Source organism: Rhodoferax saidenbachensis, from assembly GCF_001955715.1.
Taxonomy (GTDB): Bacteria; Pseudomonadota; Gammaproteobacteria; order Burkholderiales; family Burkholderiaceae_C; genus Allorhodoferax; species Allorhodoferax saidenbachensis.
The window spans coordinates 942,276-967,508 of record NZ_CP019239.1 but is presented as its reverse complement, the minus strand read 5'-3'; the positions used below and the strand labels follow the sequence as shown (position 1 = coordinate 967,508).

Sequence of the window (25,233 nt, the reverse complement as noted above, 5' to 3'; positions counted from 1 at the left end):
TGAGCTTGTCGGAGACCTCGCACGCACTTCGACAAGCTCAGTGCGAACGGGGTCTGCACGCTACCTTCCCAAATACACCTCGATCACGCGCTCGTCCGACTGCACCTGGTCCAGCGTGCCCTGCGCCAGCACCGAGCCGTCGCACAGCACGGTAACGATGTCGCTGATGGTGCGGATGAAACTCATGTCGTGCTCCACCACCATGAGCGAGTGTTTGCCTTTGAGCGTGAGAAACAGCTCAGCCGTGCGCTCGGTTTCCTCGTCGGTCATACCAGCCACGGGTTCGTCCAGCAGCAGCAGCTTGGGGTCTTGCATGAGCAACATGCCAATCTCCAGCCATTGCTTCTGACCATGGCTCAGGTTACCGGCCAGGCGACCCACACTGTCGGCCAGGTGGATGGTGTGCAGGATCTCCGCCAGGCGGTCACTTTGCGCCGAGTCCAGCTTGAAGAACATCGAGGCCTTCACGCCCTTGTTGGTCTTGAGCGCGAGCTCCAGGTTTTCAAACACCGTGAGCTGCTCGAACACCGTGGGCTTCTGGAACTTGCGGCCAATGCCAAGCTGCGCAATCTCGGCCTCCTTGAAACGCAACAGATCGATGGTGCTGCCAAAGAACACGGTCCCCGAGTCGGGCCGCGTCTTGCCCGTAATGATGTCCATCATGGTCGTCTTGCCAGCGCCATTGGGGCCAATGATGCAACGCAGCTCGCCGGGCGCAATGTCCAGCGAGAGTTTGTTGATGGCCTTGAAGCCATCGAAGCTCACGCTCACGTCTTCAAGGTACAAGATACGGCCGTGGGTGACATCCACCTCACCCGCCTTGGCCACGCGCGAGAAGCCCGCGGCGCGGCCACCGGATTCGGTTTGCCCGGACTGGGCCGCCAGCGCGGCCATGCGCGCCTGAATACGTTTTTCGCCTTGTTCCAGCAGATCGGGAGTCATGCTTTGCTCCCTTTGAGTTTCTTGATCAAACCTACCACTCCATCGGGAAGGAACAGGGTCACGCCAATGAACAGTGCGCCCAAAAAGTACAGCCAGAACTCGGGATAGGTCACAGTGAGCCAGCTCTTGGCACCGTTGACGATGAAAGCACCGATGACCGGCCCAATCAGCGTGGCCCGTCCACCCACTGCGGCCCAGATCGCAATCTCGATGCTGTTGGCGGGGCTCATTTCGCTGGGGTTGATGATGCCCACCTGCGTGACATACAGCGCACCAGCCACACCACACATCATGGCCGAGATGGTCCAGATGGTGAGCTTGAAACCGATGGGGTTGTAGCCGCTGAACATGACGCGGGTTTCCGCATCCCGCACAGCCTGCAGCACACGCCCAAACTTGCTACCCACCAGCCAGCGGGACAGCAAGAAGAAGCCCAGCAGCACGGCGGCTGTCAGCACAAACAGCGTCATGCGCATGCTGGTGGTGGCAATCGGGATGTCCAGGATGCGCTTGAAATCGGTAAAGCCGTTGTTGCCACCAAACCCGGTCTCGTTGCGGAAGAACAGCAGCATGGCGGCGAAGGTCATGGCCTGGGTGATGATGGAGAAATACACGCCCTTGATGCGCGAGCGGAAGGCGAAGTAGCCAAACACAAAGGCCACCAGCCCCGGTACCGCCACCACCAGAAACAGCGTGGCCACAAAACTGTCCGACAGCGCCCAGTGCCAGGGCAGCTCTTTCCAGTCTAGAAACACCATGAAGTCGGGCAGCGCGCTCTTGTAGTTACCATCCAGCCCGATCTGGCGCATCAGGTACATGCCCATGGCATAACCACCCAGCGCGAAGAACAGGCCGTGGCCCAGACTCAGGATGCCGGTGTAGCCCCAGATGAGCCCCATGGACATGGCGCAGATGGCGTAACACATGATCTTGGCGGTCAGTGCTACGGCAAAGTCGCTCAGGTGGAACACACTGCCCTCAGGCACCCACAGATTCAACACGGGCACCAGGGCACACAAAACCACCAATGCGGCCAGCCAGGCGCCCCAGCCGGTGCGGGTGAGCAGGGGTTGCGGGGTAGGAAGAACGAGGATAGGAACGGGGGTACTCATGCTTCTGCGCTCCGGCCCTTCATGGCAAAAATGCCTTGCGGACGCTTCTGGATAAAGATGATGATGAAGACCAGCACGGCGATCTTGGCCAGCACGGCGCCGGTCCAGCCTTCCAGGAATTTGTTGAGCACGCCCAAGCCCAGCGCGGCGTACACGGTGCCGGCCAATTGGCCCACACCGCCCAGCACCACCACCATGAACGAATCTACGATGTAGCCTTGTCCCAGGTCGGGGCCCACATTGCCCACCTGGCTCAGCGCGCAACCAGCCAAGCCCGCAATGCCCGAACCCAACGCAAACGCGTAGGTATCAATGCGCGCCGTGTTCACACCCATACAGCTCGCAATCGGGCGGTTTTGTGTCACACCGCGCACAAACAATCCGAGCCGGGTTTTTTCAATCAGGAACCACACGCCCAGCAGCACCGCAAAGGCGAAGCCGACGATGACCAGTCGGTTGTACGGTAGGGACAAATTGCCCAGCACCTGCACACCACCACTCATCCAACTCGGGTTCTCCACGCCCACGTTCTGCGCACCAAAGATCGTGCGCACCAGTTGCATCAGCATCAAGCTGATACCCCAGGTAGCCAACAAGGTTTCGAGTGGGCGGCCATAGAGGAATCGGATCACACTGCGCTCCAGCGCCGCACCCACCAGGGCCGACGCCAGAAAGGCCACCGGCACCGAGGCCAGCAGGTACCAGTCAAACGCGCCGGGCAGGTATTTCTGGAACAGGCCCTGCACCACATAGGTGGCGTAAGCGCCAATCATCATGAGTTCGCCGTGGGCCATGTTGATCACACCCATCAGTCCGTAGGTAATAGCCAGACCCAGTGCAACGAGCAACAGGATGGAACCCAGGCTGATGCCGCTGAACATGGCGCCCAGCCGGTCGCCCCAGGCCAGGCGGCGCTCTACCGCACTCAGGCTTTTTTGCAACGCCACTTTTACGACGCTCTCGGTCTCACTCTGCAGGCGTTCGCTCAGCAGGGTCTTGGTGGCAGCCAGGCCGCTGTCACCCAGCAGGGCGGCGGCTTCCAGGCGCAAAGCCGGGTCTTCGCTGGACAGCAGCGCCGATGCGCGCAACAGTGCCAGTTGGTCCTTGATATCGGTCACCGTCTCGGCGGCCAGCGCCTTGTCCAGCAGGGGCAGTTTGTCCATGTCCACATTGCCTTGCAGCGTGGCCACGGCGGCGCGGCGCACCGCCACGTCACTGGACAGTAGCTTCACAGCAGCCAGTGCATTGTCCAGTTCACCGCGCATGCGGTTGTTGTTCATCACGTCTTCGGCGGTCTCGGGCAATGCGATCTCGGCCTGCGTCACGGGGTCCACCCCCTTGCCATCCACCACCATCACGGGCACCTCACCCACCAGTTTCACGCTGTCATCCGACAGCGCCTGGATAAAACGCACGGTGTTGTCGTCGGCCTTGGCCACTGCTGCCTGCAGTGCCGCCACACGGTCGTCACTTTCGCCGGTTGTGATGGCTTTTGCCTCCTGGGCCGTGAGTGCATGTGCGCTAGCAGCTATAAAAAGCGTAGCAAATAGCAGCAGATGGATGAATCTCTTTGGCATACGCCAATCTCTCCGGTTGAATGGAACAAGCCGCCACGGCCAGGTGGCTGTGGCGGCTGGGTAAGACAAGGCCTGGCATGGAAACCTGGCCTCTTTTTACCTAAGCCTTACTTCTTCGCTGGCTCATCAGGCTTCTTGTCGTTGCCTTCGATGTACGGAGACCATGGCTTGGCCTTCACAGGACCCGGTGTCTTCCACACCACGTTGAACTGGCCGTCCGCCTTGATTTCGCCGATGAACACCGACTTGTGCAAGTGGTGGTTCTTTTCGTCCATCTTGGAAACGATACCGCTTGGTGCCTTGAAAGTCTGGCCAGCCATGGCAGCGATCACCTTGTCCACGTCGGTGGACTTGGCTTTCTCAACCGCTTGTTTCCACATGTTGATACCGATGTAAGTCGCTTCCATCGGGTCGTTGGTCAGAGGCTTGTCCTTGTGACCAGCGATGCCCTTGGCCTTGGCATAAGCAGACCACTTCTTGATGAACTCGGTGTTGGTCGGGTTCTTGATGGACATGAAGTAGTTCCAGGCAGCCAGGTGGCCGACCAGAGGCTTGGTGTCCACGCCGCGCAGCTCTTCTTCACCCACGGAGAAGGCCACCACGGGCACGTCCTTGGCCTTCAGGCCGGCGTTGCCGAGTTCCTTGTAGAAAGGCACATTGGAGTCACCATTGATGGTGGACACCACAGCGGTCTTGCCACCAGCGGAGAACTTCTTGATGTCAGCCACGATGGTTTGGTAATCGCTGTGGCCGAAGGGGGTGTATTTTTCGTCAATGTCGGTTTCCTTCACGCCCTTGGACTTCAGGTAGGCGCGCAGGATCTTGTTGGTGGTACGTGGGTACACATAGTCAGTACCCAGCAGCACCCAGCGCTTGGCGCCGCCGCCTTCTTTGCTCATCAGGTAGTCGACAGCGGGAATGGCTTGCTGGTTAGGCGCGGCACCGGTGTAGAACACGTTTTTGGACAGCTCTTCACCTTCGTACTGCACGGGGTAGAACAGCAGGCCATTGAGTTCTTCCAGCACGGGCAATACGGACTTGCGAGACACCGAAGTCCAGCAACCGAAGATCACGTCCACCTTGTCTTGCGTCAGCAGTTGCTTGGTCTTTTCAGCAAACAGGGGCCAGTTGGACGCAGGATCGACCACCACAGGTTCGAGCTTCTTGCCCAGGATACCGCCCTTGGCGTTGATTTCGTCAATCGCCATCAGCACAGTGTCTTTCAACACGGTTTCCGAAATGGCCATGGTGCCGGACAGGCTGTGCAGGATACCGACCTTGATGGTGTCAGCCGCGTAGGCTGGCAAGGCGGACAGGGTGGTCAGGGCGACGGCAGCAGTAAGTGCCTTCAGGGTAAATCGACGCGAGTTGGGGCTTTGCATGTGGGCTTCTCCGGCAAGTGGGTAAAGACTGAACTGTTTCGCTGCTGCAAACCCTGTTTCCGGGGTTTCGCTGCAGACAAATCAATACTAGGGATTACCCGGGAGATCACAAATACGCCGAGTGGCGTATGCCACCTGCAAAGCCAGCGTGGCGCGGGCCGCGCGCGCCGGTGGATCAGCGTTTGCTGTTGATGGGGGAGTCGCTGGCGATGCCCCAGGACTTGTCGGCCGGGGGTGTGGGCAAGCCACCCTGGTGCTCGGAAACGTAATACAGGGCCGCACCGACGCCGCCGATCAGAATCACGGCACCCACTATCAACTTCACTACGGTGAGCCAGACGTTGGGCTCGTTATCGCGCTTCATTTTTTGTCTCCAACAGATAGATGCCATTTTAAGCCGCCAGCACCGGCCACGGTTGACACCCGCTTACTGATTGGTTGCTGCCTTCCCGCCTGAAATGCTACTCTTTTTATAGCTGCTTGCGCATACTCCGCAAGGGCTGGATGGCTAAAAGGCTTGTAAATGTGTGTTAACCACACCGGCCACCCAGTCCATCACCACCCGCACCCGCTGGGCCAGGTTGCACCGGTTGGCATCCAGCAGGGTCAAGGGCATGGGTGTGGGCGGGGCCACACAGGCCGCCGCCATCTATACTGGGCCAGGCACGTCCATGCCGTACGCATTGCGGACAAACCCTTCGTCTTTACCCACCAACCAGCAAGCACGATATGCCAACTACGCCAAGCGCACAGCCACAGGCAGACAACCAGCCTGACGCCATTGCCGACGCGCTGGATGCCCAAAAGCAAGCCACAGACGACATCAAAGGCGTTGCTGAAGAGCTAGGGGTGGTGCACGCGGTACTGGACAACCGCATTCCGGAAGACGTGAGCCATGCCGATGTGGGCCAAGCGATCGCACGCACCGACGAGCTGGAAAAGCGCCTGAACGAGTCCGTGAAAGTGCTGGAAGATGTTACGGACACACTGGCGCAGGAAGTCAAATCCCGCCAAGCCACCGGCAGCGAAACCGCCTGAATCGGGTTAGGGCCTGTTCCCACTCATTCCCCAAGTGCGAACGGGGTTAAAACGGTGCCAACTTATACCGTCCGCACATAGTCCCCCACCACCTCGGCCATCCAGTCCATCACCACGCGCACGCGCTTGGACAGGTTGCGCCGGTTGGCATACAGCAGGGTCTGCGGCATGGGCGGCGCCACGTGCTCGGGCAACACTTCCACCAACAAGCCTTGTTTAAGTAGCAGGTGGACGCCCACGGCCGGCGCCTGGATCAGCCCCAGGCCTGCCAGGCAGGCAGCGGTATAGGCATCCGCGTTGTTCACCGTGATGGCGCCCTGCATGGGCAGGCTGCGAACTTCGCCGTTCTCGGTGGTGTCAAAGCCGCCGGGCTTTGCGCCCAGGGTGCTGGCGTAGTGCACCAAGTGATGGCTTGACAGGTCGGCCAATGTTTGCGGCGTGCCATGCGCCTGCAGGTAGGCAGGGCTCACCACATTCACCATGCGCAGAGGTGGCAGCGGGCGCGCGATCAGGCTGGTGTCGCCCACCGGGCCCACACGCAGCACGCAGTCAAAGCCCTCGCGCACCACGTCCACGCGGCGCTCGGTGCTGCTGATTTCCAGCTCCAGGAGCGGGTGCAGGGCCAGCAGCTCGGGCAGGCGCGGGATGACGGCGTTGCGCGCCATGCCGGTACTCATGTCAATGCGCACCCTGCCCCGCAGGTTCTGTACGCCCTGTTGCTGGAACATGGTTTGCACCTCGTCCACATCGGCCAGCAAGTCCTTGCAGCGCTCGTAAAACGCCTGGCCATCCTGCGTCGGCTGCACCTTGCGCGTAGTGCGGTGCAAGAGGCGCGTGCCCAACTCGGCCTCCAGCTGTTGCACGGCGGTGGACACGCTGGCCTTGGGCAGGCCCAGTGCGTCGGCCGCCTGCGTAAAGCTGGCGAGTTCGGCCACGCGCGTAAAGATCAACATGCGGTCCAGAGCACTCATTGTTCAATTATCACAAACAATAAAATCATTATTTGCATATTTATCAAATTCAAACCGCCCAATAGACTCGCTTCCATCAACAACCCACCAAGGAAGCGACCATGTCTACCAGTACCAACACCACCCCCATCGCACTCGTCACCGGCGGCAGCCGTGGCCTGGGCAAAAACACCGCGCTGCACATTGCCAAAAACGGCAGCGACGTCATCCTCACCTACCGCAGCCAGGCCACCGAAGCGCAGGCCGTGGTTGCCGAAATCACCGCCTTGGGCCGCCGCGCCGTGGCCCTGCAGCTCGACACCGGCGACAGCGCCAGCTTTGCAGGTTTTGCAGAGCAGGTGAAAGCCGCGCTGGCCACCACCTGGCAGCGCGAACGTTTTGACCACCTAGTGAACAACGCCGGTGTGGGCGTGCACGCCAGCCTGATGGAGACGACGGAGGCGCAATTCGACACGCTGATGAACATCCACCTGAAGGGCGTGTTTTTCCTGACGCAAAAGCTGCTGCCCCTGATGAACGACGGCGGGCGCATCGTCAACTTGTCCAGCGGACTGGCCCGCTTTGCCCTGCCCGGCTACGCGGCTTACGGTGCGATGAAGGGCGCGATCGAGACACTCACGCGTTACATGGCCAAGGAACTGGGCCCACGCGGCATTGCCGTGAACGTGGTGGCACCCGGCGCCATTGAGACCGACTTTGGTGGTGGTGCCGTGCGCGACAACGCCCAGCTCAACGCCTTTGTGGCCAGCAACACCGCGCTGGGCCGCACCGGTGTGCCGGACGACATTGGCGCCATGATTGCCTCGCTGCTGACACCGGCCAACCGCTGGGTCAATGCCCAGCGCATTGAAGCCTCGGGCGGTATGTTTTTGTAAGCTGCAGCAGTGCGCTGATGGTGCACCGGTGAGTGGCACAGCGGTCCGGTACGGCCGCTGTGCTTGCGGCTAAGCATCCAAGCTTGGGCAGCTTGGGGCGGTAGATCCAACCGGTCGAAGCAACACAGTGAAGAACTACCTACGATCTGATGAGAGTGAAATCAGCCACAGCCCCACACAGTTCATGGTGATTTGGAGCACGCTTTAGGCAGCGCCGTAGGTTTCATACCATCGCCGGCATGGCACTCCCAAACGATTCCATTGGGTGCGCTTGATGAAACCTTGGGAACCATGTTCAGAACGCCAACCTTGGTGGGAACTTCTACAACCATGCTTTCAGGATTGAGGGACATATGCGTACCATCGGACAAAGTATCTGACGTTCCAGCTTCCTCAAAGGTTGGTATTTCTTTCCGTTGGGCGTAAAAATCGGCGAGCTTGGATCGGGTTGGGGCAGCTTGCAACCATGCCTGACTCACAGTCGCCTTATCCGTGTATTCCTGATAGGCGGGCAAGGCCACTGCTGCAAGTATGCCAATGATGGCCACTAGCACGATAAACCCGGCGCCGCCACCCGATGCCCCACCGTAAGGGACAAAAACGCCAAGTATGTAGGCGAACGGATTGCGTTTTGGAACCGCCACATCCTTGTTTACGACCATGGAAACACGCTTTGTCAGCCACGGATAGCCATTGATGATTTCGTGGAACGAGGCCCAAAAACCAATGCTGTATGTGATTTGTCGTGCGTATGCATTGATGTCCATGGCGTGCACCCTGCGTGGGCCAGCGCCCAAGACAAGCAAAGCCCGTGCAGCAGATTCGGCGGTCTCGCAGCAGGCACGTCCATGACGATCGCATGAATACTCTTTGGCGCGGGAGTACGCAGCGCCTAGCAATGGCAACCACAGAATGGGCAAGCGCCAGAGATGACCCGTGAGTGTGTAGATCTGCTTCAAATTGCGCCGCTGTTTCCGCGATTTAGTTGCCTCCATTCCGAGCCAGATGGCCAGCTTCTCGGCAAATGGATCGAGCTTGCTTGAGCTCACCCGCTTTGCGTAGGTGGGCTCAGTCTCATCTGATCGCAGGTACTTCTTTACGGTGTTGCGAGCCATGCCTGTACGCCTGGAAATCTCGCGGATGGACATGTTTTCTCGCAATGCCCAACGCCTGATGACATTCAATGTCGCCACGTTTATCACTCCTAAATTCCCCCCGCTTTAAAAACTAGCAGGGTAGGTCCTACGTGGGTCAGTTTTGAATGGAAATTACTGTCCTAAGTGGGTCAGATTTCGACGGAATTCAACACCTTGTCGTCGATAAGAAAGCGGTATCCAGGCGGAAGGGCAAGATATTCACGAGCTTTCGGCAGGTATTTGTCAATGTGCTGAACGTGAAGCGGCGAATAGAAATCTTCGGCCTTAGATGGCTCCCCACCACACCACAGATACCACCCGCAGGTCTCGCCGTCAAAAGGAAGCCGCAAACCGTTGATAGGTGTCAGTCCCAGCGTACCCAGTGCGATACCTAGCTTAGATAGACCGTCGGGGACAACTGGCTCTAGGCCGTTGAATTCGCAAATTGACTGAATTGACTTTGGATGCATTGAGGCGGATTCTCTACCCATTCCTGCTATTTAAATATCCCCCAAACGGGTGATTCTTTGAACGACCGCTTCCGCCCCAGAGCCGAGGCTCCTACAGACTGAAAGCCGACTTTCACTGTGCTTCAAAGCAGTCGTTAACGTTCGCGCTCAGCGGGCGGAGAAGCCGTCCGCTACAGCAAAAGGTTATATGTCATGGGGTAGCTGTATCTCGGCAAGAACTTCACCTGTGCTCTGCCTGATGTACTTGGCATGCAGAGGATTTTCTGTGTAGGTAATTTGAACGGCTTCGCCAGGCGGCAGTGCATTGAGCCGCTCAACCAAAAGCCTCGTTGCTCCTACGACAACTGGATGCGGGTTCGTTACCCCAGATTCAATCATGGACAGGCGGACCGACATGATGTTCAGCAGTTCGGACGACGTCGTGCTCATGGGCAGTTCGCTGACATATAACGTTGGAGGCCACCGGCACGCAGCAAGAGCCGCGCAGCGGCAACCTGCTGCTGTATGTCCGCGTGGGCCGACTGGCTAGACATGGCGTATCCAGAAGTTGCAGGAAGGTTTGTCTTGAAGTTGAAATGCATATCGACCATTCTTGGAAACGCTATATGCCAGACCTGCAGGCGTACGCTGTTTTGTACCGGTTTGTAGTTGAATTTGCTCATCCAATCGAACAAGTGCAGAGCACGGCAGCACAAGAGCGAACATCGCAATTTCAAGCTTTTTCCGAGAGCTTCCCACAAAGAAGACATCAACCCCTTCAACCGGAACGCCGTAAAGAGTTTGAATACCTATTGGTCCAAGATCACTGGCCTCGAGCATAGCCCCAGTCTGATTATTTCCGGCTGGGTGGAGTTGCACCTTTTTGCCAAGAATGTGCTCCAGCGATGCCAATGGCATTCCGATTTTCAGTAACCCCGTTTGTCCACGATCTGCAATGAGTTGGCTCGAAGCGGAATTGGCTGGTTGAGCGTGCGCAATTCCGGTTACAGCCACAAACAAAAAACTTGCACGGAGCCAACGTCTAGCATCGCTGATCTTGTATCGCAGAAACATGATGTCTAACGTAATTTGTACCGCAAAGCACTGCGGGATAACGTGGGAGTTTGGTCTAGCAAAATTGGCATTACCCCATATCCAGCCTGCGCAGGCTGCTCTCATAAAAATAGCGACAAACCTCGCAGCCTGCCAACCCCGATTGGCGATTCAGTCAGGCCCTGAATATCCCCCATTCGGGTGAATCCGCGAACGACTGCTTCCGCCGCATATCGGCTGTCCATCGTACCCACCTAGTTCACTATTTCTGAATGTCTGCTATCCGGCGGTAAATCTGAAGTCATCTACCTCCGCTTTGGGTCGCGTACTGCCAGCCAAAAAACTCACCGCTCAACGCGTCATATCGCCAAGCGTCAAGCACCAGCCTCACACCACCCACGTATGCAGCAACTAAGCCGCATCAAAACGGAAACTCGATGCCGTCACGCCGCCAAAAATCGCGTCCTCGTGGTAGACGCAACTGGCGGTGTCAGCCTCCGCCGCGCCCACCGCCACCATGAGGGGCAGCAAGTGCTCCTCACGCGGGTGGCACTGGCGTGCGGCCGGGGCCTGCTCCCAGTCCAGCAGATGCTGGGTGCGCTCTGCGGGCGCTGCCACCAGCGCGGCCTGCAGCCAGGCATCAAAGGCCTGCGACGGCGCCTGACCGGCACGGCCGAATGCGCGCAGGTTGTGGTAACTCAGCCCACTGCCCACGATCAACACGCCCTCGTCACGCAGCGGCGCCAGTGCACGGCCCAGCGCCAGGTGTTCCGCCGGTTCCAGCCCGGCACGCAAAGACATCTGCAGCACCGGCACCTGGGCCTCGGGGTACATCACGGCCAGCGGTACAAAGGTGCCGTGGTCGTAACCACGCTGCGCGTCCTGCGCAACGGGAATGCCAGCCGCTTCCAGCAGGCCCTGCACCCGCTGTGCCAGCGCAGGTGCGCCCGGTGCGGGATAAACGATCTTGTAGGTGTGGGGCGGAAAGCCGCCGTAGTCATAGACCATGCCCGGCTGCGGGTTCGTACCCAGCGTGAAGGCGCGTTCTTCCCAGTGGGCCGTAACCATCAGAACGGCCTTGGGGGTTTGCCCCAGTTGGCGCGGAATATCACTCAGCGAATGGGACAGCGGCTGCATGGCAGCCGCCATGTCAGGCATCCACGGCCAGGGGCCGCCGCCGTGCGAGATGAAATAGGTGGGAAGGCGTTGGGACATACGGGTCTCCTCAAAAAATTCAATCACCCAGGTCGATGGTCAGCGCCAGGGGCACACCGCGTGGGGCCTCGTAGTCGGCGAGCACCCAGGCGCGGCTGGTGTGTGTGGCCGCCTCCTGCAAAAAATCCAGCACGCAGCGGATGGAGGTTTTGTCCACAGCGGCAAACGGTTCGTCCAGCAGCGTGAGCGCTGCGCCCGAGGCCAGCGCCGCGACCAGCCAGACCTTGCGCTTGGAGCCGGTGGACAGCATGTACAGCGGCTTCTCCAGATGCGGCGTGAGGTCCAGCGCCTCCGTCAGGTCGGCCAACAACGCGGCGTCCCAACCCGGGTAATGCGCGGCTGTGCGGTCCAGAAAATCCACGCCGCGCACCTGGTCGTGCGCGCTAGTGCGCGGGTCTATCCAGAACACCTGCGCGCGGTAAGCCGCAGGCGTGGTGGCCAGCACCGTGTTGCCAATCTGCAGGCTGCTGCCGGGCAGCAGCAAGTCACCGGCCAGGCAGCGCAACAGGCTGCTTTTGCCCCGCCCTTCCCCACCACCCACCCAGCTCACGCCGGGCGGGATCTGCAGCGCGGGCAGGTCCAGCACAGGTGAACCTGCAGGCGCCCAGCGCAATGCGCGGGCCTGCGCGATGGGTGCGAGGGATATGGCAGAAGACATGGCCGACATGGTGGCAGAAAACGGATAGGAACGTGGAATTTGGGGACTCTATTTTGCTATGAATACAGGAGCTGCTTGCGCAATATCCACGAGGGCCAGGTGCCAATTTGGCACCAAATCCCCATAAAAAAGCCAGCCCGCGGGCTGGCTTTCCTGTCGGGGCACAGGGCCGCGGGTTTACTGCTTGATGGCTTCCAGCGCAATGGTGATGGTCACGTCGTCACCCACGTACGGTGCGAACTTGCCAGCGCCGAAATCGGTGCGCTTGATGGTGGTGGTGGCTTCCGCGCCGATCACGTCCTTCTTCATCATGGGGTGGACGGTGGTCACGAAGTTCACGATCTTCAGGGTCACGGGCTTAGTCACACCCTTGATGGTCAGGTTGCCGTCCACGCTGGCGGGCTTGTCACCGTCAAACACCACCTTGGTGGACTTGAAGGTCGCGGTGGGGAACTTGGCGGTGTCCAGGAAATCTTCGCCCTGGATGTGGCCGTTGAAGGGGGTGAAGCCGGTGTCCACGGCCTTCATGTCGATCACCACGTCCACGGCGCCGGTCTTGGCGGCCTTGTCAAAGGTCACGGTGCCGGTCGTGTTGTTGAAGCGGCTTTGCTGGGTGGACAGGCCGAAGTGGCTGTACGAGAAACGGGGGAAGGTGTGCGACGGGTCCAGGTTGTAGGTCGCAGACTGGGCGCTGGCAGCACCGGCGAAAGCGGAAAGTGCCAGAGCGGCGGCGATGAGGGATGTACGCATGGAAAACTCCTGATTTGCGGGATGGTGGAAAAAAGAAACGGAAGAACCTGGAGCTTTGCCGAATACGTCCGTTCGTGTTGTACGGGTCACAACGCAGCCCTCAAAAATCAGGGGCTTGTTGAACACAACGGCCTGTTCAGGCCGAACGGAGGTAATTCTTCAGCGCTGTTTAGAGCTTGCCCACGCCAGTCAGCGCGAGCTTGAATTTGACTTGCACGTCGTCGGCCACCATGGAGGTGTCGGCCCACTCGTTTTCGCCAATCTTGAAGGCCAGACGCTTGAGCGCGAAGGTACCGGTGACGGTGGTGGTGGCGCCGCTTTGTGTCAGCGCCACAGGCACCACAACATCGCGGCTGGCACCCTTGATAGCGAGCTTGCCAGCCACTTCAAACTTGCCGCCACCCAGGCCTTTGACGGCGGTGGATTGGAAGGTAGCTTGCGGGAACTTGGCAGTGTTGAACCAGTTGGGGCGTGGCAGTTCGGCGTCACTCTCGGGCACACCCAGCGTGGCGCTGGCGATGTCTACGGTGAAAGCGATCTTGCTGGTGTCGGGCTTGGCGGGGTCAAACGCAATCTGTGCATCAAACTTCTTGAAGCGGCCTTCCACGGGCACTCCCATTTGTTTGGTCACAAACACGATTTCGCTCTGGGCGGGCACGAGTTTTTGCTGGGCCATTGCGAGCGTGCTGGTGAAGGCCGAAGTGGCTACCAAGGCAGACAAAAGAATACGGGAGACGGACATGAAGATTCCTGTTTAAAAAGTAGCAATGCGTTACGTGTGTTGTATCGGCGCTCAGGTCATGTCAATGGCGACCGGGTAGCATGCGTTTGAGCAGGCCATCCTTGTCAATCCACTGGTGCTTGAGCGCCGCGGCCATGTGCAGACCAGCCAGTCCGACCAAAGCAAACGCACTTAGTTCATGAAAAGGCTTGATCATTTCTGCGAGTGCCTTGTCCACCGGCACAAAGTCGGGCAGCGGCAACACGCCAAACACCACGATGGGGAAACCAGCCGCCGAGCTGTAAGCCCAGCCGATCAGCGGAACCAGGAAGAACAGTGCGTACAGCCCGTAGTGGGTGCCGTGGTGCGCCCAGCGCTGCCACGCAGGCATGGCGTCTGCAATCGGATCGGGCAGCGCCGGCGGGCGGTGCGTGAGGCGCCACAACAGGCGCAGCGCCGACAGCGTGAGGATGGTGATACCGGCCCACTTATGCCAGTTGTAGAGCTTGAGCCGGGCTGGCGAAAACGGCAAGCTGGTCATGTACAGCCCCACGCCAAACAGGCCCAGGATGGCCAGCGCCAGCACCCAGTGCAGCACGATGGCCGTGTGGCTGTAGCGGTGCGTGGGGGCTTGGGAGGGGGAAGGAGTTACGGTGGCCATGGCCGCAAGTCTAGGGGCCACAGGCTTGTTCTATTTTGAATTGGATTGAATGTTCGTTTCAAAATATGTGAACGACCAAGTTCCCCAAACCATGGCTTTTCAGAGAGAAAAACGACGAACGGTCAGCCCTGGCGCCCCGAACGGCGCATTTCGCGCAGCATGAACAAATACAGCCCCTCCACCTTCTCGCGCGCCCAGGGGGTTTTGCGCAAAAACTTGAGGCTGGAGCCCACGCTGGGCTCAAAGGTGAAGCAGCGCACCGGCACGCGCTCGCCCAGTCCATCCCAGCCATAAAAGTCGGCCAGCTCGGTCACGATGGCCTCCAGTGTTTTGCCGTGCAAGGGGTTGTTGGCTTGCTTGGCGGCGGGGGCAGGTTTGGGCGAATCGTCATTCATGGTTCGATTGTCGCAGTGGTCGGCGTCCATTCATGGCACATCAGGATTCGTCCTGCGCACCTCACCGACCAGATATTTGTTGAAGATGGCGTCATATGTACCGTCTTTTTTCATCGCACGCAGTGCCTGGTTGTAGGCACCAATGACTTTCGCGTAATCCTTTTTATTGCTGAATGCCAGATAACTGGGGATGGCCTCAATCGCCGGAGTCAACTCCTTGACGGATCCGGCTGCACCCATCGTTCTGGCCGAGTCGAGCGCGACGTGGCGATAGGACGGGATCAGATCAATGCGGTCATGCAACAGCTTGTTCAGACTGGCCGACACACTATTCGCAACATCCACCCTCTTGAACACGCCTCTTTCCAACGCCGCGTCAAGACGGGGGCCATAACTTGTCTGGTTGATGATCCCAAGGCGAAGCTCTGAAAGCTTGCTCAGATCACCGTCAAAGGTGATGGCCGAATCTTTGCGCACAAAGAGGGCCTGAACCTGGGTGATCAACACCTCGTCTGCATAGGTCAAAAACTCCTGGCGCTCCCGTGTCTGGTACACCGAAAAAATGCCATCTATCCTGCCCGCCTTGGCCTCCGCAAGGCAACGCGCCCAGGGCATGATGGCGATGTCAACCGGGTAACCGATCCGTTTGAATACTTCGGTGATGACGTCGACCAGCAGGCCGGTTTGTTTCCCGTGTTCAACGTAGGCCGTCGGAACACTGTCCGCCGCCGCCAGCACTAACGTTTGCGCGCCCACCATAGAGACACTCCATGGAGCAAGGCACACCAACCATAAACCGCGCCTCAGACACCGCAAGGTCAAACGCTGGATGGCTCTGGCAGCGGAAGTGCGAAAGAAACAAATTGCGCTCATTTGCTTACTCCTGGGTGGCAGGGGCCAAGAACAGAACCCTAGCTTCCCGGGTCCACGCATGGTACGCCGGAACCCCATCCAACACACGCCCTCAGGCGGCGGCGCACTTCCTCACGTTCTCCCAGGTCCGCTCGGTGATGGGGGTATTGTGGGATCACTCATGTGCTTCTGCGTGCCAGCATGCCGCTCACGCGGCGCATGAGCCATTTGGGTGTGCCGCGCGAGGCCAGCATGGCCGCACGGTTGACGATGCCCGGAATACATACCACATCTCCGCGCAGGCAGGCGTCCATGCCCTGGCGCGCCACATCCTGCACATCACCGACCAGAAAGCCGGGCAACTGGGACAACCGGGCATTGGCCTGCGTAGCGCTGCTGAGCATCTGTGTAGCGGTGATGCCGGGGCACAGCGCGGTTGCGGTCACGCCGGTGCCCTTGAGTTCTTCGGACAGGGATTCGGTGAGTGACAACACGTAGGCCTTGCTGGCTGCGTAGGTGGCCAGCAGCGGAATGGGTTGGAAGGCCGCAATGGACGCCACATTGAGCAACCGCCCCGAGCCACGCGCCACCATCAGTGGCAAAAAGTGCGACGCCATGGCTGTCACGGCGGAAATGTTGAGGTTGATGATGGACTGGTGCGCGCCGGGCTTCATTTGCACAAACGGCTTTTGCTCCAGCACACCCGCGCAATTGACCAGCACATCGGGCACGCGCTTGCGGCGTTTGCAGGTCGCGGCCAGTTGTTCTGCGGCGGCAGGGTCGGACAAATCGCTGGGCAACACCAGTACATGAATGGCGTGTTTGGCTTCCAACTGCGCGGCCAGCGCCTGCAGCTTGTCGGCACTGCGCGCCACCAGCACGAGGTCGTGTCCCGCCTCGGCAAAACACTGGGCGAGCGCTTCGCCAATGCCGGACGAGGCGCCGGTTATCAGGGCAATGGGGCGGGAAGTGGCAGCCGATGGCATAAGAATCCTCCTGAGAAGAGGATTCAATCACAGATCGTCGAAGGCTCTACGGATTGCGTCCGTTCGCGTTGAGCTTGGCCTGTCCTGAGCTTGACGAAGGGCGAAACGCAGCCCTGCAAATCGTCATCTTGTTGAAGGCTTCGACAGGCTCAGCCCGAACGGACGTGTTTGTTCAGTGGTGCATTACCGGTCAGCCCTCAAACTGCGGATGCAACTGCCGAATGCGCCCCATGGCCGCACCGGCTGCGGCCGTGCGGGTCTCGACACCCAGTTTCACAAACACACGCTCCAGGTGTTTCTTGACCGTCATCGGGCTGCTGCCCAGGATGTCGCCAATGTCCTTGTTGGTCTTGCCCTTGACCACCCAGTACAACACCTCGGCCTCTTTGGCTGTGAGTTTGAAAGACAGGCTCATGGCTTCGATGACAGCGGTGTCCGACACCTCACGCATCACGATGAGCCAGTCGCCGCCCTCCAGAATGCCGTCGCTGTCGCCGGTGCGTTGGTGCAGGCGAAAGGTCAGGCGTGTGGCGCCGCGCTCGATGGTGAGTTTGGGGGGCTCAGCATGGTCCATGCCGCGCACACATTGGGTGAGCCATTCGCGCACTGCGCTGGGTGTGTGCGGTGCGTGGGTGCCGCAGTAGCGCTCCAGCAGGTCACGCGCCAGCGGGGTTTGCCACATCAGGCAGCCGTCGCTCGCGCGCACGGTGATGGTGGCGTAACCAAAGGCGTCCAGCGCGCTGCGCGTCTGGCGGCGTTCGCGTGCGCCTTGCAGGTGCACCGCCATACGCGCCATCACCTCCTTGGGTTTGATGGGCTTGGTCACATAGTCCACACCACCGGACTCCAACGCCGCCACCAGGTGTTCGGTCTCGGTCAGGCCGGTCATGAAAATGATGGGAATGTGCGCAGTCTGGGCATTGGCCTTGAGGCGGCGCGCTACTTCAAAACCATCCATGCCGGGCATCATGGCGTCGAGCAAAACGATGTCGGGCAGCGCCTGGGCGGCGCGGGCCAGTGCCGTCTCGCCCGAGGTGGCGACCAGCACGGTGTAGCCCGATTCGTCCAGCGCGTCGTGCAACACGGCCAGGTTGTCGGGCACGTCGTCAACGATCAGCACCACATCGCTATTGGCACGGTCCAGGGTGCCATTCAAGGACTCGCGGTCGAGCGTGTTGTCCAATTGGGAGGGGTCAATGGATGGGGGTTTCATCCAGGGCTTTCTGCAGTTGTACAAGCATGGTTTCAAACTGGTACTGGCGCGCCAGTTTCTCCATGGCCGCGCTGAACGCGGCGCAGTCGGGGTGGGTGCTGGTAATGGTGTCGAGCTGGTTCATCACACCGCGGTAGTAGCCCAGGCGTACCAGCTCCTGCAGTGCCACCAGCGCGCTGCGCGGCGGCGCACGCAGTGCAGTAATCACAGGCGCCGGGGCCACCGGCGGTGCAACGACCGGGGTATCGAGCCAGACCAGCTCCAGCTTGCGCTCCAGCCAGTCCAGCAGCTCGGTGTGGCGCACGGGTTTGACGATGAAATCTTCAGGCGGCAGGCCCAGGTCGTTGTCCAGCCCACGGTCAAAGGCATTGGCCGAGACGATGGCCACCTGCACGGCGTCCAGTCCCAGCGCGCGCACGCGGCGCAGGGTTTCCCAGCCGTCGATGCCGGGCATCGCCAGGTCCAGCAGCAGTGCGTCAGGCAGCAGGCCTGCGGCGAGTAGATCGAGGCAGTCATGGCCACTGGCGGCGGTGCGCACTTCAAACCCCAGCGGCGTGAGCAGTTGTACCAGCAGCTCGCGGTCGGCCTCTTCGTTGTCCACCACCAGAACCTTGCGGCGTACACCGGCATAGCCGCGGCGCACCGGCACGGGCTGCACCGCGCCGCGTCCGGATGCACCAGCGGGCAGGCCCCGCAGCTCCGGCAGAAACAGGCGCACCTGGAATATGGAGCCCTGCCCCGGCGTGCTGGTCGCGGTGAGTTCACCGCCCATCAGGTCGGTCAGCATCTTGGCAATGGTCAGGCCCAGGCCCGAGCCCGTGGTGCCCGCCGGTCCGGTGGCAGCGCTATCACCGCGTGTGAAGGGCTCAAAAATGCGCTCCAGCTCTTGCGCCGACATGCCGGGCCCGGTGTCCACAATTTCAATATGCGCCATCTCGCGCGCGTAGCGCAGGCGCAGAGTCACGCCACCGGTCTGCGTGAACTTGATGGCGTTGCCCAGCAGGTTGAACACAATCTGGCGCACGCGTTTTTCGTCGGCGCGCACGGCGTCGGGAATACTGCCGCGCACCTCGTAGGTAAACGCCAGTCCCTTATCGGATGCCTGCAGTTCGAACATGCTGGCGATCTCGTGCATGCCATCGGCAAACCGCATCGGTTTGACGTTCAGTGTGAGCTTGCCGGATTCGATGTGCGCCATATCGAGCGTGCCTTCGATCAACGACAGCAAATGTTCACCACCCCGCTTGATCACGCCCACCGCCTGTTTGCGGTGCGCGGGGATGGAGGCATCTTCCCCCATGAGCTGGGCGTAGCCCAGGATGCTGTTGAGCGGTGTGCGCAGCTCATGGCTGATGGCGCTGATGTAGCGGCTCTTGGCCTGGTTGGCCTGCTCGGCCGCCTGCTTGGCTTGCTGCAAGGCTTCGTCCGTTTGGCGGTGCGACTCAATTTCGCGCATCAGCAAATGGGTTTGCCGGTTCGACTCTTCCTGCGCCACCTGGCGGCTCTTGTGCGCAAGCACCAGCCACCAGGCCACGATGCCGGACATCAACAACAGTGCGGCAAAGGCCTTGGAAAAACCCGACTGCAAGGCGACACGCAGCGCCGCCTGCCCTTCGGGCATACCCACCCATGCCGACAGCTCCTGGCGGTAGAACATGCCAAACACGGTGAGCAACATGGGGACGATGATGAGCATGAGCAAAATGAAATGCCCCAGCCCCGTGTCCAGGTACGGCCAGGTGCGGCGCGGTAGCAACCAGCGCAAGGTGGCGGACCACTGCGCCGACAGGGCTGCGTGCGGTTTGCAGGCATCGCCACAACGCGCGTCCAGCGTGCAGCACAGCGAACAGATAGGCCCCTGGTAGGCAGGGCAATGTGCCATGTCAGGCCCTTCGTACTCGCGCTCGCAGATCACACAGTGACGGGATGACAAACGCGCGTAGACACCATCACCCTCCGTTCGGGCGGAGCCTGGCCTGTCCTGAGCTTGTCGAAGTGGCGAAGCTCCAGCCAACCCTTCGACAGATTCAGGGCGAACGGAAATATCGGATGTGCGCGCAATGTAGTACCGGCCTTTGGTCGCCCAGGCAATCGCAGGCGAGGTGATCATCGCCGTGACCAGCGCGACGACGGCAGAGAACGCCTGTGCGGTCGGCCCAAACATTCCCAGATACGACGCGATGGACAACACCGACGCCAGCGCCATGGCGCCAACACCCACGGGGTTGATGTCATACAGGTGGGCGCGCTTGAACTCGATCCCCTTGGGCGACAGGCCCAGCGGCTTGTTGATCACCAGATCCGCCACCACCGCCATGATCCAGGCGATGGCGATGTTGGAGTACAGGCCCAGCACATCGCCCAGCGCCTGGAACACATTCATCTCCATCAGCATGAAGGCGATCAGGCAGTTGAACACCACCCACACCACCCGGCCCGGATGGCTGTGCGTGAGGCGCGAGAAAAAGTTGCTCCAGGCGAGCGACCCTGCATAGGCGTTGGTCACATTGATCTTGAGCTGCGAGATCACCACAAACAAGGCCGTCGCCGCCACCGCCCAGCCGAGCGTGGGGAACACATACTCATACGCCGCCAGGTACATCTGGTTCGGGTCCACCGCGCGGTCTGTGGGCACGCTGTGGCTGATGGCCAGGTAGGCCAGAAAGGCGCCGCCCAGCATCTTGATCACGCCCAGAATCACCCACCCCGGCCCGCCCACCAGCACGCCCAGCCACCAGCGGCCGCGGTTCTGCGCGGTCTTGACGGGCATGAAACGCAGGTAGTCGGCCTGCTCGCCCATTTGGGTGATCAGGGCAATGCCCACAGTCAAAGCGGCACCAAACAGGTGCACGTTAAACACATTACCCATACCGGATTCACCTGCGTAGTGCGTAATTCCTGCAAACGCCTGTGGATCACGCACCAAAACATAGCCAAACGGCACCACCAGCATCAAAAGCCACAGCGGCTGCGTCCAGATCTGCAACTGGCTGATGGCTGAGACGCCGTGTGTCACCAGCGGTATCACCACCACCGCACAGATCAGGTAGCCCCAGGTCGGCGGAATGTCCAGCGCCAGCTCCAGCGCATAGGCCATGACGGCGGCCTCCAGCGCAAAGAAGATAAAGGTGAACGAGGCGTAGATCAGCGAGGTGATGGTGGAGCCGATGTAGCCAAACCCGGCGCCGCGGGTCAGCAAATCCATGTCCACGCCATACCGAGCGGCATAAACACTGATGGGCAGACCGGCAAGGAAGATCACCAGCCCCGTGGCCAAGATGGCCCAGAAGGCGTTGGCAAAGCCGTACTGCACCAGCAAGGTGGCGCCCACGGCCTCCAGAATCAGGAACGACGCTGCACCAAACGCGGTGTTGGCCACGCGCCATTCAGACCACTTGCGAAAGCGCTGCGGCGTGAAGCGCAGCGCGTAGTCTTCCATGGTTTCGCTGGCCACCCAGGTGTTGTAGTCGCGCCGGATCTTGATCACCCGCTGGGCCGGGGGATCGAGGGAGGGTGGCGGGGGCAATTCGGCGTTCACACCGCAACCGTGCAGATTCCATGCCACCGGCCCGGGCCGCCTACGGCGAGTGGCGTATTCCACAGGGCACGGGGCTTGCTTAGTATTGATTTATGGAACTAACACCCCGTGTTCGGCCGGCCTTTGCGGCCGCACGCGCTAAATGTTTGAGTGAAACGAAAAAATGGAACTGACTCCGCGTGATCGGGCAACCGCACGCGCTGAATACTTATGGAACTAACACCGCGTGAAAAAGACAAGCTGCTGATCTTCACCGCCGGCCTGCTGGCCGAACGCCGCAAGGCGCGTGGGCTCAAGCTCAACTACCCCGAAGCCATCGCCCTGATCAGCGCTGCTGTGATGGAAGGCGCGCGTGACGGCAAAACGGTCGCCCAGCTCATGAGCGAAGGCCGCGCGGTACTGACCCGCGCCGACGTGATGGACGGCATCGCCGAGATGATCCCGGACATCCAGGTCGAAGCCACCTTCCCCGACGGCACCAAGCTGGTCACCGTGCACCAACCGATTGTTTAAAAACGATTTTTCGGAGACTTTTCATGCGTACCCCCAATCGATCTGCTCTGTTTTTGATAGCTGCTTGCGCAATATCTGCGAGCGCCAGAGCCCATACCGGCCATGGAACCCATAGCTTGATGGAGGGCCTTACCCATCCTTTCGGACTAGACCATTTGCTGGCCATGCTGGCCGTGGGGGTCTGGTCGGTCAGTGCGCTGCCCGCCAACAAGGTGTGGCAGGGGCCTGCCACTTTTATGCTGGCGCTGGTGGCTAGCGCGGTTTTGGGTGCCAGTGGCGTGACGTTGCCGTTCCTGGAGCACGCGATTGCCCTGTCAGTCGTACTGTTCGGCGCCATGCTCGTCCTGGCTGCCAAGCCCATGCCCAAGGTGTTCGGCTTGGGGCTGATCGCCGTGGCGGCGTCACTCCATGGTTTGGCCCATGGCGCGGAGACACCCGAAACGGGTTTCGCAGGCTACGCCGCTGGTTTCCTGCTGACCACGGGCGTACTGCACATCAGTGGCGTAGGCATGGGCCTGAGCATTCGCCGTTTTCTGGCAGAACGCAGTGCCACCGTATTGGGTGGCCTGGGAACCCTCCTCGGGTTCACGGGTCTGTACCTGTTCAGTCAGCTCTGAAAGAAAGCGCCACTATGACCCCCGGCGAAATCCTCACCGACGAAGGCGAGCACGCCCTCAACACCGGCCGCCGCACCCTGACCGTGGTGGTGCAAAACACCGCAGACCGCCCGATCCAGGTCGGCTCGCATTACCACTTTGCCGAGACCAATGGCGCGCTGGGCTTTGACCGCGCCGCTGCGCAGGGCATGCGCCTGAACATCGCGTCCGGCTCGGCTGTGCGTTTTGAGCCGGGGCAGCAACGCACCGTGGAACTGGTAGATTTCTCTGGTGACCGCATCGTTTATGGCTTTCGTGGCCTCGTTAATGGACCGGTTGACGCAAACGTCAAGGGAAAACTGTAATGGCAACGATTGGACGCCGCGCCTACGCGGAAATCTTTGGCCCCACGGTCGGTGACCGCGTGCGCCTGGCCGACACCGGGCTGATCATTGAAGTCGAAAAAGACTACACGCTGGCCGCCGGCAGCTATGGTGAAGAAGTGAAGTTTGGCGGTGGCAAGACGATTCGCGACGGCATGGCACAGAGCCAGCGCACCCGCTACGAGGGCGCGGTCGATTGCGTGATGACCAACGCGTTGATCCTGGACCACTGGGGCATCGTCAAGGCTGACATCGGCCTCAAGGGCGGCCGCATCGTCGCCATCGGCAAAGCGGGCAACCCCGACACCCAACCGGGCGTAGACATCATCATCGGCCCTGGCACAGAAGTGATCAGTTGCGAAGGCAATATCGTCACCGCCGGCGGCATCGACAGCCACATCCATTTCATCTGCCCACAGCAAATCGAAGAAGCGCTGGCCAGTGGCGTGACCACGATGCTGGGCGGCGGTACCGGCCCGGCAACCGGCACGTTTGCCACGACATCCACACCAGGCCCGTGGAACATCGAACGCATGCTGCAAGCGGCCGATGCATTCCCCATGAACCTGGGTTTTCTGGGCAAGGGCAATGCGTCTTTGCCCGCCGCGCTGCACGAACAAGTCAACGCAGGCGTCATTGGCCTGAAGCTGCACGAAGACTGGGGCACGACGCCTGCCGCCATCAGCAATTGCCTGGACGTGGCCGACGAGGCCGACATCCAGGTGGCAATCCACTCCGACACGCTCAACGAATCTGGCTTTGTCGAAAACACGATTGAAGCGACCAAGGGCCGTGGCCTGTGCGCCTTCCACACCGAAGGTGCTGGTGGCGGTCACGCCCCCGACATCCTGCGCGTTGTGGGCCAGGCGAATTTCTTGCCCAGCTCCACGAACCCGACCATGCCGTACACCGTGAACACGCTGGACGAACACGTGGACATGCTGATGGTCTGCCACCACCTGGACGCGGGCATTGCCGAAGATCTGGCGTTTGCCGAGAGCCGCATCCGCAAGGAAACCATTGCGGCAGAAGACATCCTGCACGACATGGGCGCCATCAGCATGATGAGCAGCGACAGCCAGGCCATGGGCCGTGTCGGTGAGGTCATCATCCGCACGTGGCAGACGGCGCACAAGATGAAGGCGCAGCGCGGCACGCTGCCCGAAGACAGCCCGCGCAACGACAACTTCCGCGCCAAACGCTACGTCGCCAAATACACCATCAACCCCGCCATCGCCCACGGCATCAGCCACGAAGTCGGCAGCATCGAAGTGGGCAAGTGGGCTGACCTGGTGGTCTGGAAACCGGCGTTCTTCGCCGCCAAACCCGCACTTATTTTGAAGGGTGGATTCATCGCCTTCGCCGCGATGGGCGACCCGAATGCGTCCATCCCCACGCCCCAACCCGTGCATTACCGCCCAATGTTTGGTGCGTATGGCGGCGCACTGGCCAAAGGCTCGTTCACGTTTGTCTCGCAGGCCGGTTTGAACGCCGGTGTGAAAGAACGCTTCGGCCTGGCCAAGAACGTCACCGCCGTGAAGAACATCCGCAGCATCCGCAAGCAGCACATGATTCACAACAGCTATCTGCCAGTGATGGAGATTGACGCGCAGACCTATAGCGTGCGCGCCGATGGCCAGTTGCTGACCTGTGAGCCGGCAGTCAGCCTGCCTCTGGCACAGCGCTACTTCCTGTTCTGAGTCCATGCGGTTTGTACGGGACGATCTGCAACACCCCCAAGTGCTGGCCCTACTGGAAGAGCACTTGCGCAGCAGCCGTTCACACTCCCCGCCAGAAAGCGTGCACGCCCTCGATGTAGAAAGCCTGCGTGGCCCCGGCATTGCGTTCTGGACCGCATGGGACGGTGAAGACCTGCTGGGCTGCGGCGCCCTCAAGCGCCTGGATGCACAACACGTGGAGCTAAAATCCATGCGCACCGCCTACGCGCACCAGCGCAAGGGCGTTGCCCGGGCCATATTGACCCACTTGCTCGCTGAGGCACAGGCCAACGGCTTTGCGCGTATGAGCCTGGAAACCGGAACACCCGACGCCTTTGCCGCCGCACGCGCGTTGTACCGCGACGTGGGCTTTGAAGAGTGCGACCCCTTTGAGGGTTATGTGCTGGACCCTTACAGCGTGTTCATGACCAGGCAACTCCAGTAGCGCTCCATAGACGGAAGGCGGCCTGCGCCACAATGCAGGCATCCCCTGAACACC

Annotated in this window: 26 protein-coding genes and 1 pseudogene; 7 read left to right on the top strand and 20 right to left on the bottom strand. The window is 60.4% G+C overall.

Annotated elements, in window-relative coordinates:
• Positions 1 to 60 precede the first annotated feature (60 nt).
• The 5 genes from urtD to RS694_RS04645 all read right to left on the bottom strand — a co-directional run bounded on the left by urtD (position 61) and on the right by RS694_RS04645 (position 5,377).
• Positions 61 to 942: an urea ABC transporter ATP-binding protein UrtD gene (urtD, locus tag RS694_RS04665; protein ID WP_029705486.1), complete on the bottom strand. Its 882-nt coding sequence runs from the start codon at positions 940 to 942 to the stop codon at positions 61 to 63.
• Positions 939 to 2,054: an urea ABC transporter permease subunit UrtC gene (gene urtC / locus RS694_RS04660; RefSeq protein ID WP_029705487.1), complete on the bottom strand. Its 1,116-nt coding sequence runs from the start codon at positions 2,052 to 2,054 to the stop codon at positions 939 to 941. Before urtC ends, urtD begins: the two co-directional genes overlap by 4 nt.
• Positions 2,051 to 3,631: an urea ABC transporter permease subunit UrtB gene (gene urtB, locus RS694_RS04655; RefSeq protein ID WP_029705489.1), complete on the bottom strand. Its 1,581-nt coding sequence runs from the start codon at positions 3,629 to 3,631 to the stop codon at positions 2,051 to 2,053. The genes urtC and urtB overlap by 4 nt, the downstream gene beginning before the upstream one ends.
• A gap of 107 nt (positions 3,632 to 3,738) precedes the next feature.
• Entirely contained in the window at positions 3,739 to 5,013 is a 1,275-nt protein-coding gene (gene urtA / locus RS694_RS04650; RefSeq protein ID WP_029705490.1) for an urea ABC transporter substrate-binding protein, read from the bottom strand.
• A 175-nt stretch (positions 5,014 to 5,188) separates the two neighbouring features.
• A complete protein-coding gene (locus RS694_RS04645) occupies positions 5,189 to 5,377 on the bottom strand; it encodes a hypothetical protein (protein WP_029705492.1) in 189 nt (62 codons plus the stop codon).
• Positions 5,378 to 5,742: 365 nt separating this feature from the next.
• Here RS694_RS04645 and RS694_RS04640 point away from each other — a divergent pair, with 365 nt between their 5' ends.
• Positions 5,743 to 6,051, top strand: a complete 309-nt coding sequence (locus tag RS694_RS04640) for a hypothetical protein (RefSeq protein WP_051391639.1) — start codon at positions 5,743 to 5,745, stop codon at positions 6,049 to 6,051.
• A gap of 62 nt (positions 6,052 to 6,113) precedes the next feature.
• On the opposite strand, the gene RS694_RS04635 is transcribed toward RS694_RS04640, so the two are convergent.
• The gene (locus tag RS694_RS04635) at positions 6,114 to 7,022 is read right to left on the bottom strand and encodes a LysR family transcriptional regulator (RefSeq protein WP_029705496.1); all 909 of its coding nucleotides are present in this window, start codon (positions 7,020 to 7,022) and stop codon (positions 6,114 to 6,116) included.
• Between the two features lie 101 nt (positions 7,023 to 7,123).
• Between RS694_RS04635 and RS694_RS04630 the strand changes: the two genes are divergently transcribed.
• Positions 7,124 to 7,897 (top strand): SDR family NAD(P)-dependent oxidoreductase, encoded by a 774-nt coding sequence (locus RS694_RS04630; protein WP_029705497.1) that lies wholly within the window; start codon positions 7,124 to 7,126, stop codon positions 7,895 to 7,897.
• Positions 7,898 to 8,841: 944 nt separating this feature from the next.
• On the opposite strand, the pseudogene RS694_RS20760 reads toward RS694_RS04630, so the two are convergent.
• The 14 genes and pseudogenes from RS694_RS20760 to RS694_RS04560 all read right to left on the bottom strand — a co-directional run.
• Positions 8,842 to 9,099: pseudogene (locus RS694_RS20760) on the bottom strand (IS21 family transposase); the annotation flags it as partial.
• 83 nt (positions 9,100 to 9,182) lie between these two features.
• Entirely contained in the window at positions 9,183 to 9,503 is a 321-nt protein-coding gene (locus tag RS694_RS04620; RefSeq protein ID WP_037246262.1) for an immunity protein Imm33 domain-containing protein, read from the bottom strand.
• A 183-nt stretch (positions 9,504 to 9,686) separates the two neighbouring features.
• Positions 9,687 to 9,932, bottom strand: coding sequence for a hypothetical protein (locus tag RS694_RS04615; protein WP_029705500.1), 246 nt, complete (start codon positions 9,930 to 9,932; stop codon positions 9,687 to 9,689).
• A gap of 96 nt (positions 9,933 to 10,028) precedes the next feature.
• Positions 10,029 to 10,556, bottom strand: a complete 528-nt coding sequence (locus tag RS694_RS20415; RefSeq protein WP_152528742.1) for a hypothetical protein — start codon at positions 10,554 to 10,556, stop codon at positions 10,029 to 10,031.
• 390 nt (positions 10,557 to 10,946) lie between these two features.
• A complete protein-coding gene (locus tag RS694_RS04605) occupies positions 10,947 to 11,750 on the bottom strand; it encodes a DODA-type extradiol aromatic ring-opening family dioxygenase (RefSeq protein WP_029705502.1) in 804 nt (267 codons plus the stop codon).
• Positions 11,751 to 11,769: 19 nt separating this feature from the next.
• Positions 11,770 to 12,408 (bottom strand): ABC transporter ATP-binding protein, encoded by a 639-nt coding sequence (locus tag RS694_RS04600; protein ID WP_029705503.1) that lies wholly within the window; start codon positions 12,406 to 12,408, stop codon positions 11,770 to 11,772.
• A 177-nt stretch (positions 12,409 to 12,585) separates the two neighbouring features.
• Positions 12,586 to 13,158, bottom strand: coding sequence for a YceI family protein (locus RS694_RS04595; protein ID WP_029705504.1), 573 nt, complete (start codon positions 13,156 to 13,158; stop codon positions 12,586 to 12,588).
• A gap of 169 nt (positions 13,159 to 13,327) precedes the next feature.
• The gene (locus RS694_RS04590) at positions 13,328 to 13,900 is read right to left on the bottom strand and encodes a YceI family protein (RefSeq protein ID WP_029705505.1); all 573 of its coding nucleotides are present in this window, start codon (positions 13,898 to 13,900) and stop codon (positions 13,328 to 13,330) included.
• 61 nt (positions 13,901 to 13,961) lie between these two features.
• Positions 13,962 to 14,540, bottom strand: coding sequence for a cytochrome b (locus tag RS694_RS04585; protein ID WP_029705506.1), 579 nt, complete (start codon positions 14,538 to 14,540; stop codon positions 13,962 to 13,964).
• A gap of 122 nt (positions 14,541 to 14,662) precedes the next feature.
• Entirely contained in the window at positions 14,663 to 14,935 is a 273-nt protein-coding gene (locus RS694_RS04580; protein WP_029705508.1) for a VF530 family protein, read from the bottom strand.
• 30 nt (positions 14,936 to 14,965) lie between these two features.
• The gene (locus RS694_RS04575) at positions 14,966 to 15,694 is read right to left on the bottom strand and encodes a substrate-binding periplasmic protein (RefSeq protein WP_029705509.1); all 729 of its coding nucleotides are present in this window, start codon (positions 15,692 to 15,694) and stop codon (positions 14,966 to 14,968) included.
• 272 nt (positions 15,695 to 15,966) lie between these two features.
• Positions 15,967 to 16,773, bottom strand: coding sequence for an SDR family NAD(P)-dependent oxidoreductase (locus tag RS694_RS04570; protein WP_029705510.1), 807 nt, complete (start codon positions 16,771 to 16,773; stop codon positions 15,967 to 15,969).
• Positions 16,774 to 16,963: 190 nt separating this feature from the next.
• Positions 16,964 to 17,986 (bottom strand): response regulator transcription factor, encoded by a 1,023-nt coding sequence (locus RS694_RS04565; RefSeq protein ID WP_081708512.1) that lies wholly within the window; start codon positions 17,984 to 17,986, stop codon positions 16,964 to 16,966.
• Positions 17,967 to 21,539, bottom strand: coding sequence for a hybrid sensor histidine kinase/response regulator (locus tag RS694_RS04560; protein ID WP_037246286.1), 3,573 nt, complete (start codon positions 21,537 to 21,539; stop codon positions 17,967 to 17,969). Before RS694_RS04560 ends, RS694_RS04565 begins: the two co-directional genes overlap by 20 nt.
• Positions 21,540 to 21,734: 195 nt before the next feature.
• Here RS694_RS04560 and ureA point away from each other — a divergent pair, with 195 nt between their 5' ends.
• From ureA to RS694_RS04535, 5 genes are read left to right on the top strand one after another with little or no spacing between them, the layout of a single operon-like run.
• Positions 21,735 to 22,037: an urease subunit gamma gene (gene ureA / locus RS694_RS04555; protein ID WP_029705516.1), complete on the top strand. Its 303-nt coding sequence runs from the start codon at positions 21,735 to 21,737 to the stop codon at positions 22,035 to 22,037.
• Between the two features lie 23 nt (positions 22,038 to 22,060).
• A complete protein-coding gene (locus RS694_RS04550; protein ID WP_029705519.1) occupies positions 22,061 to 22,654 on the top strand; it encodes a HupE/UreJ family protein in 594 nt (197 codons plus the stop codon).
• Between the two features lie 14 nt (positions 22,655 to 22,668).
• The gene (locus RS694_RS04545) at positions 22,669 to 22,998 is read left to right on the top strand and encodes an urease subunit beta (RefSeq protein WP_029705521.1); all 330 of its coding nucleotides are present in this window, start codon (positions 22,669 to 22,671) and stop codon (positions 22,996 to 22,998) included.
• Positions 22,998 to 24,716: an urease subunit alpha gene (gene ureC, locus RS694_RS04540; protein WP_029705522.1), complete on the top strand. Its 1,719-nt coding sequence runs from the start codon at positions 22,998 to 23,000 to the stop codon at positions 24,714 to 24,716. The genes RS694_RS04545 and ureC overlap by 1 nt, the downstream gene beginning before the upstream one ends.
• Positions 24,717 to 24,720: 4 nt before the next feature.
• Positions 24,721 to 25,179, top strand: coding sequence for a GNAT family N-acetyltransferase (locus tag RS694_RS04535; RefSeq protein ID WP_029705523.1), 459 nt, complete (start codon positions 24,721 to 24,723; stop codon positions 25,177 to 25,179).
• Positions 25,180 to 25,233 lie beyond the last annotated feature (54 nt).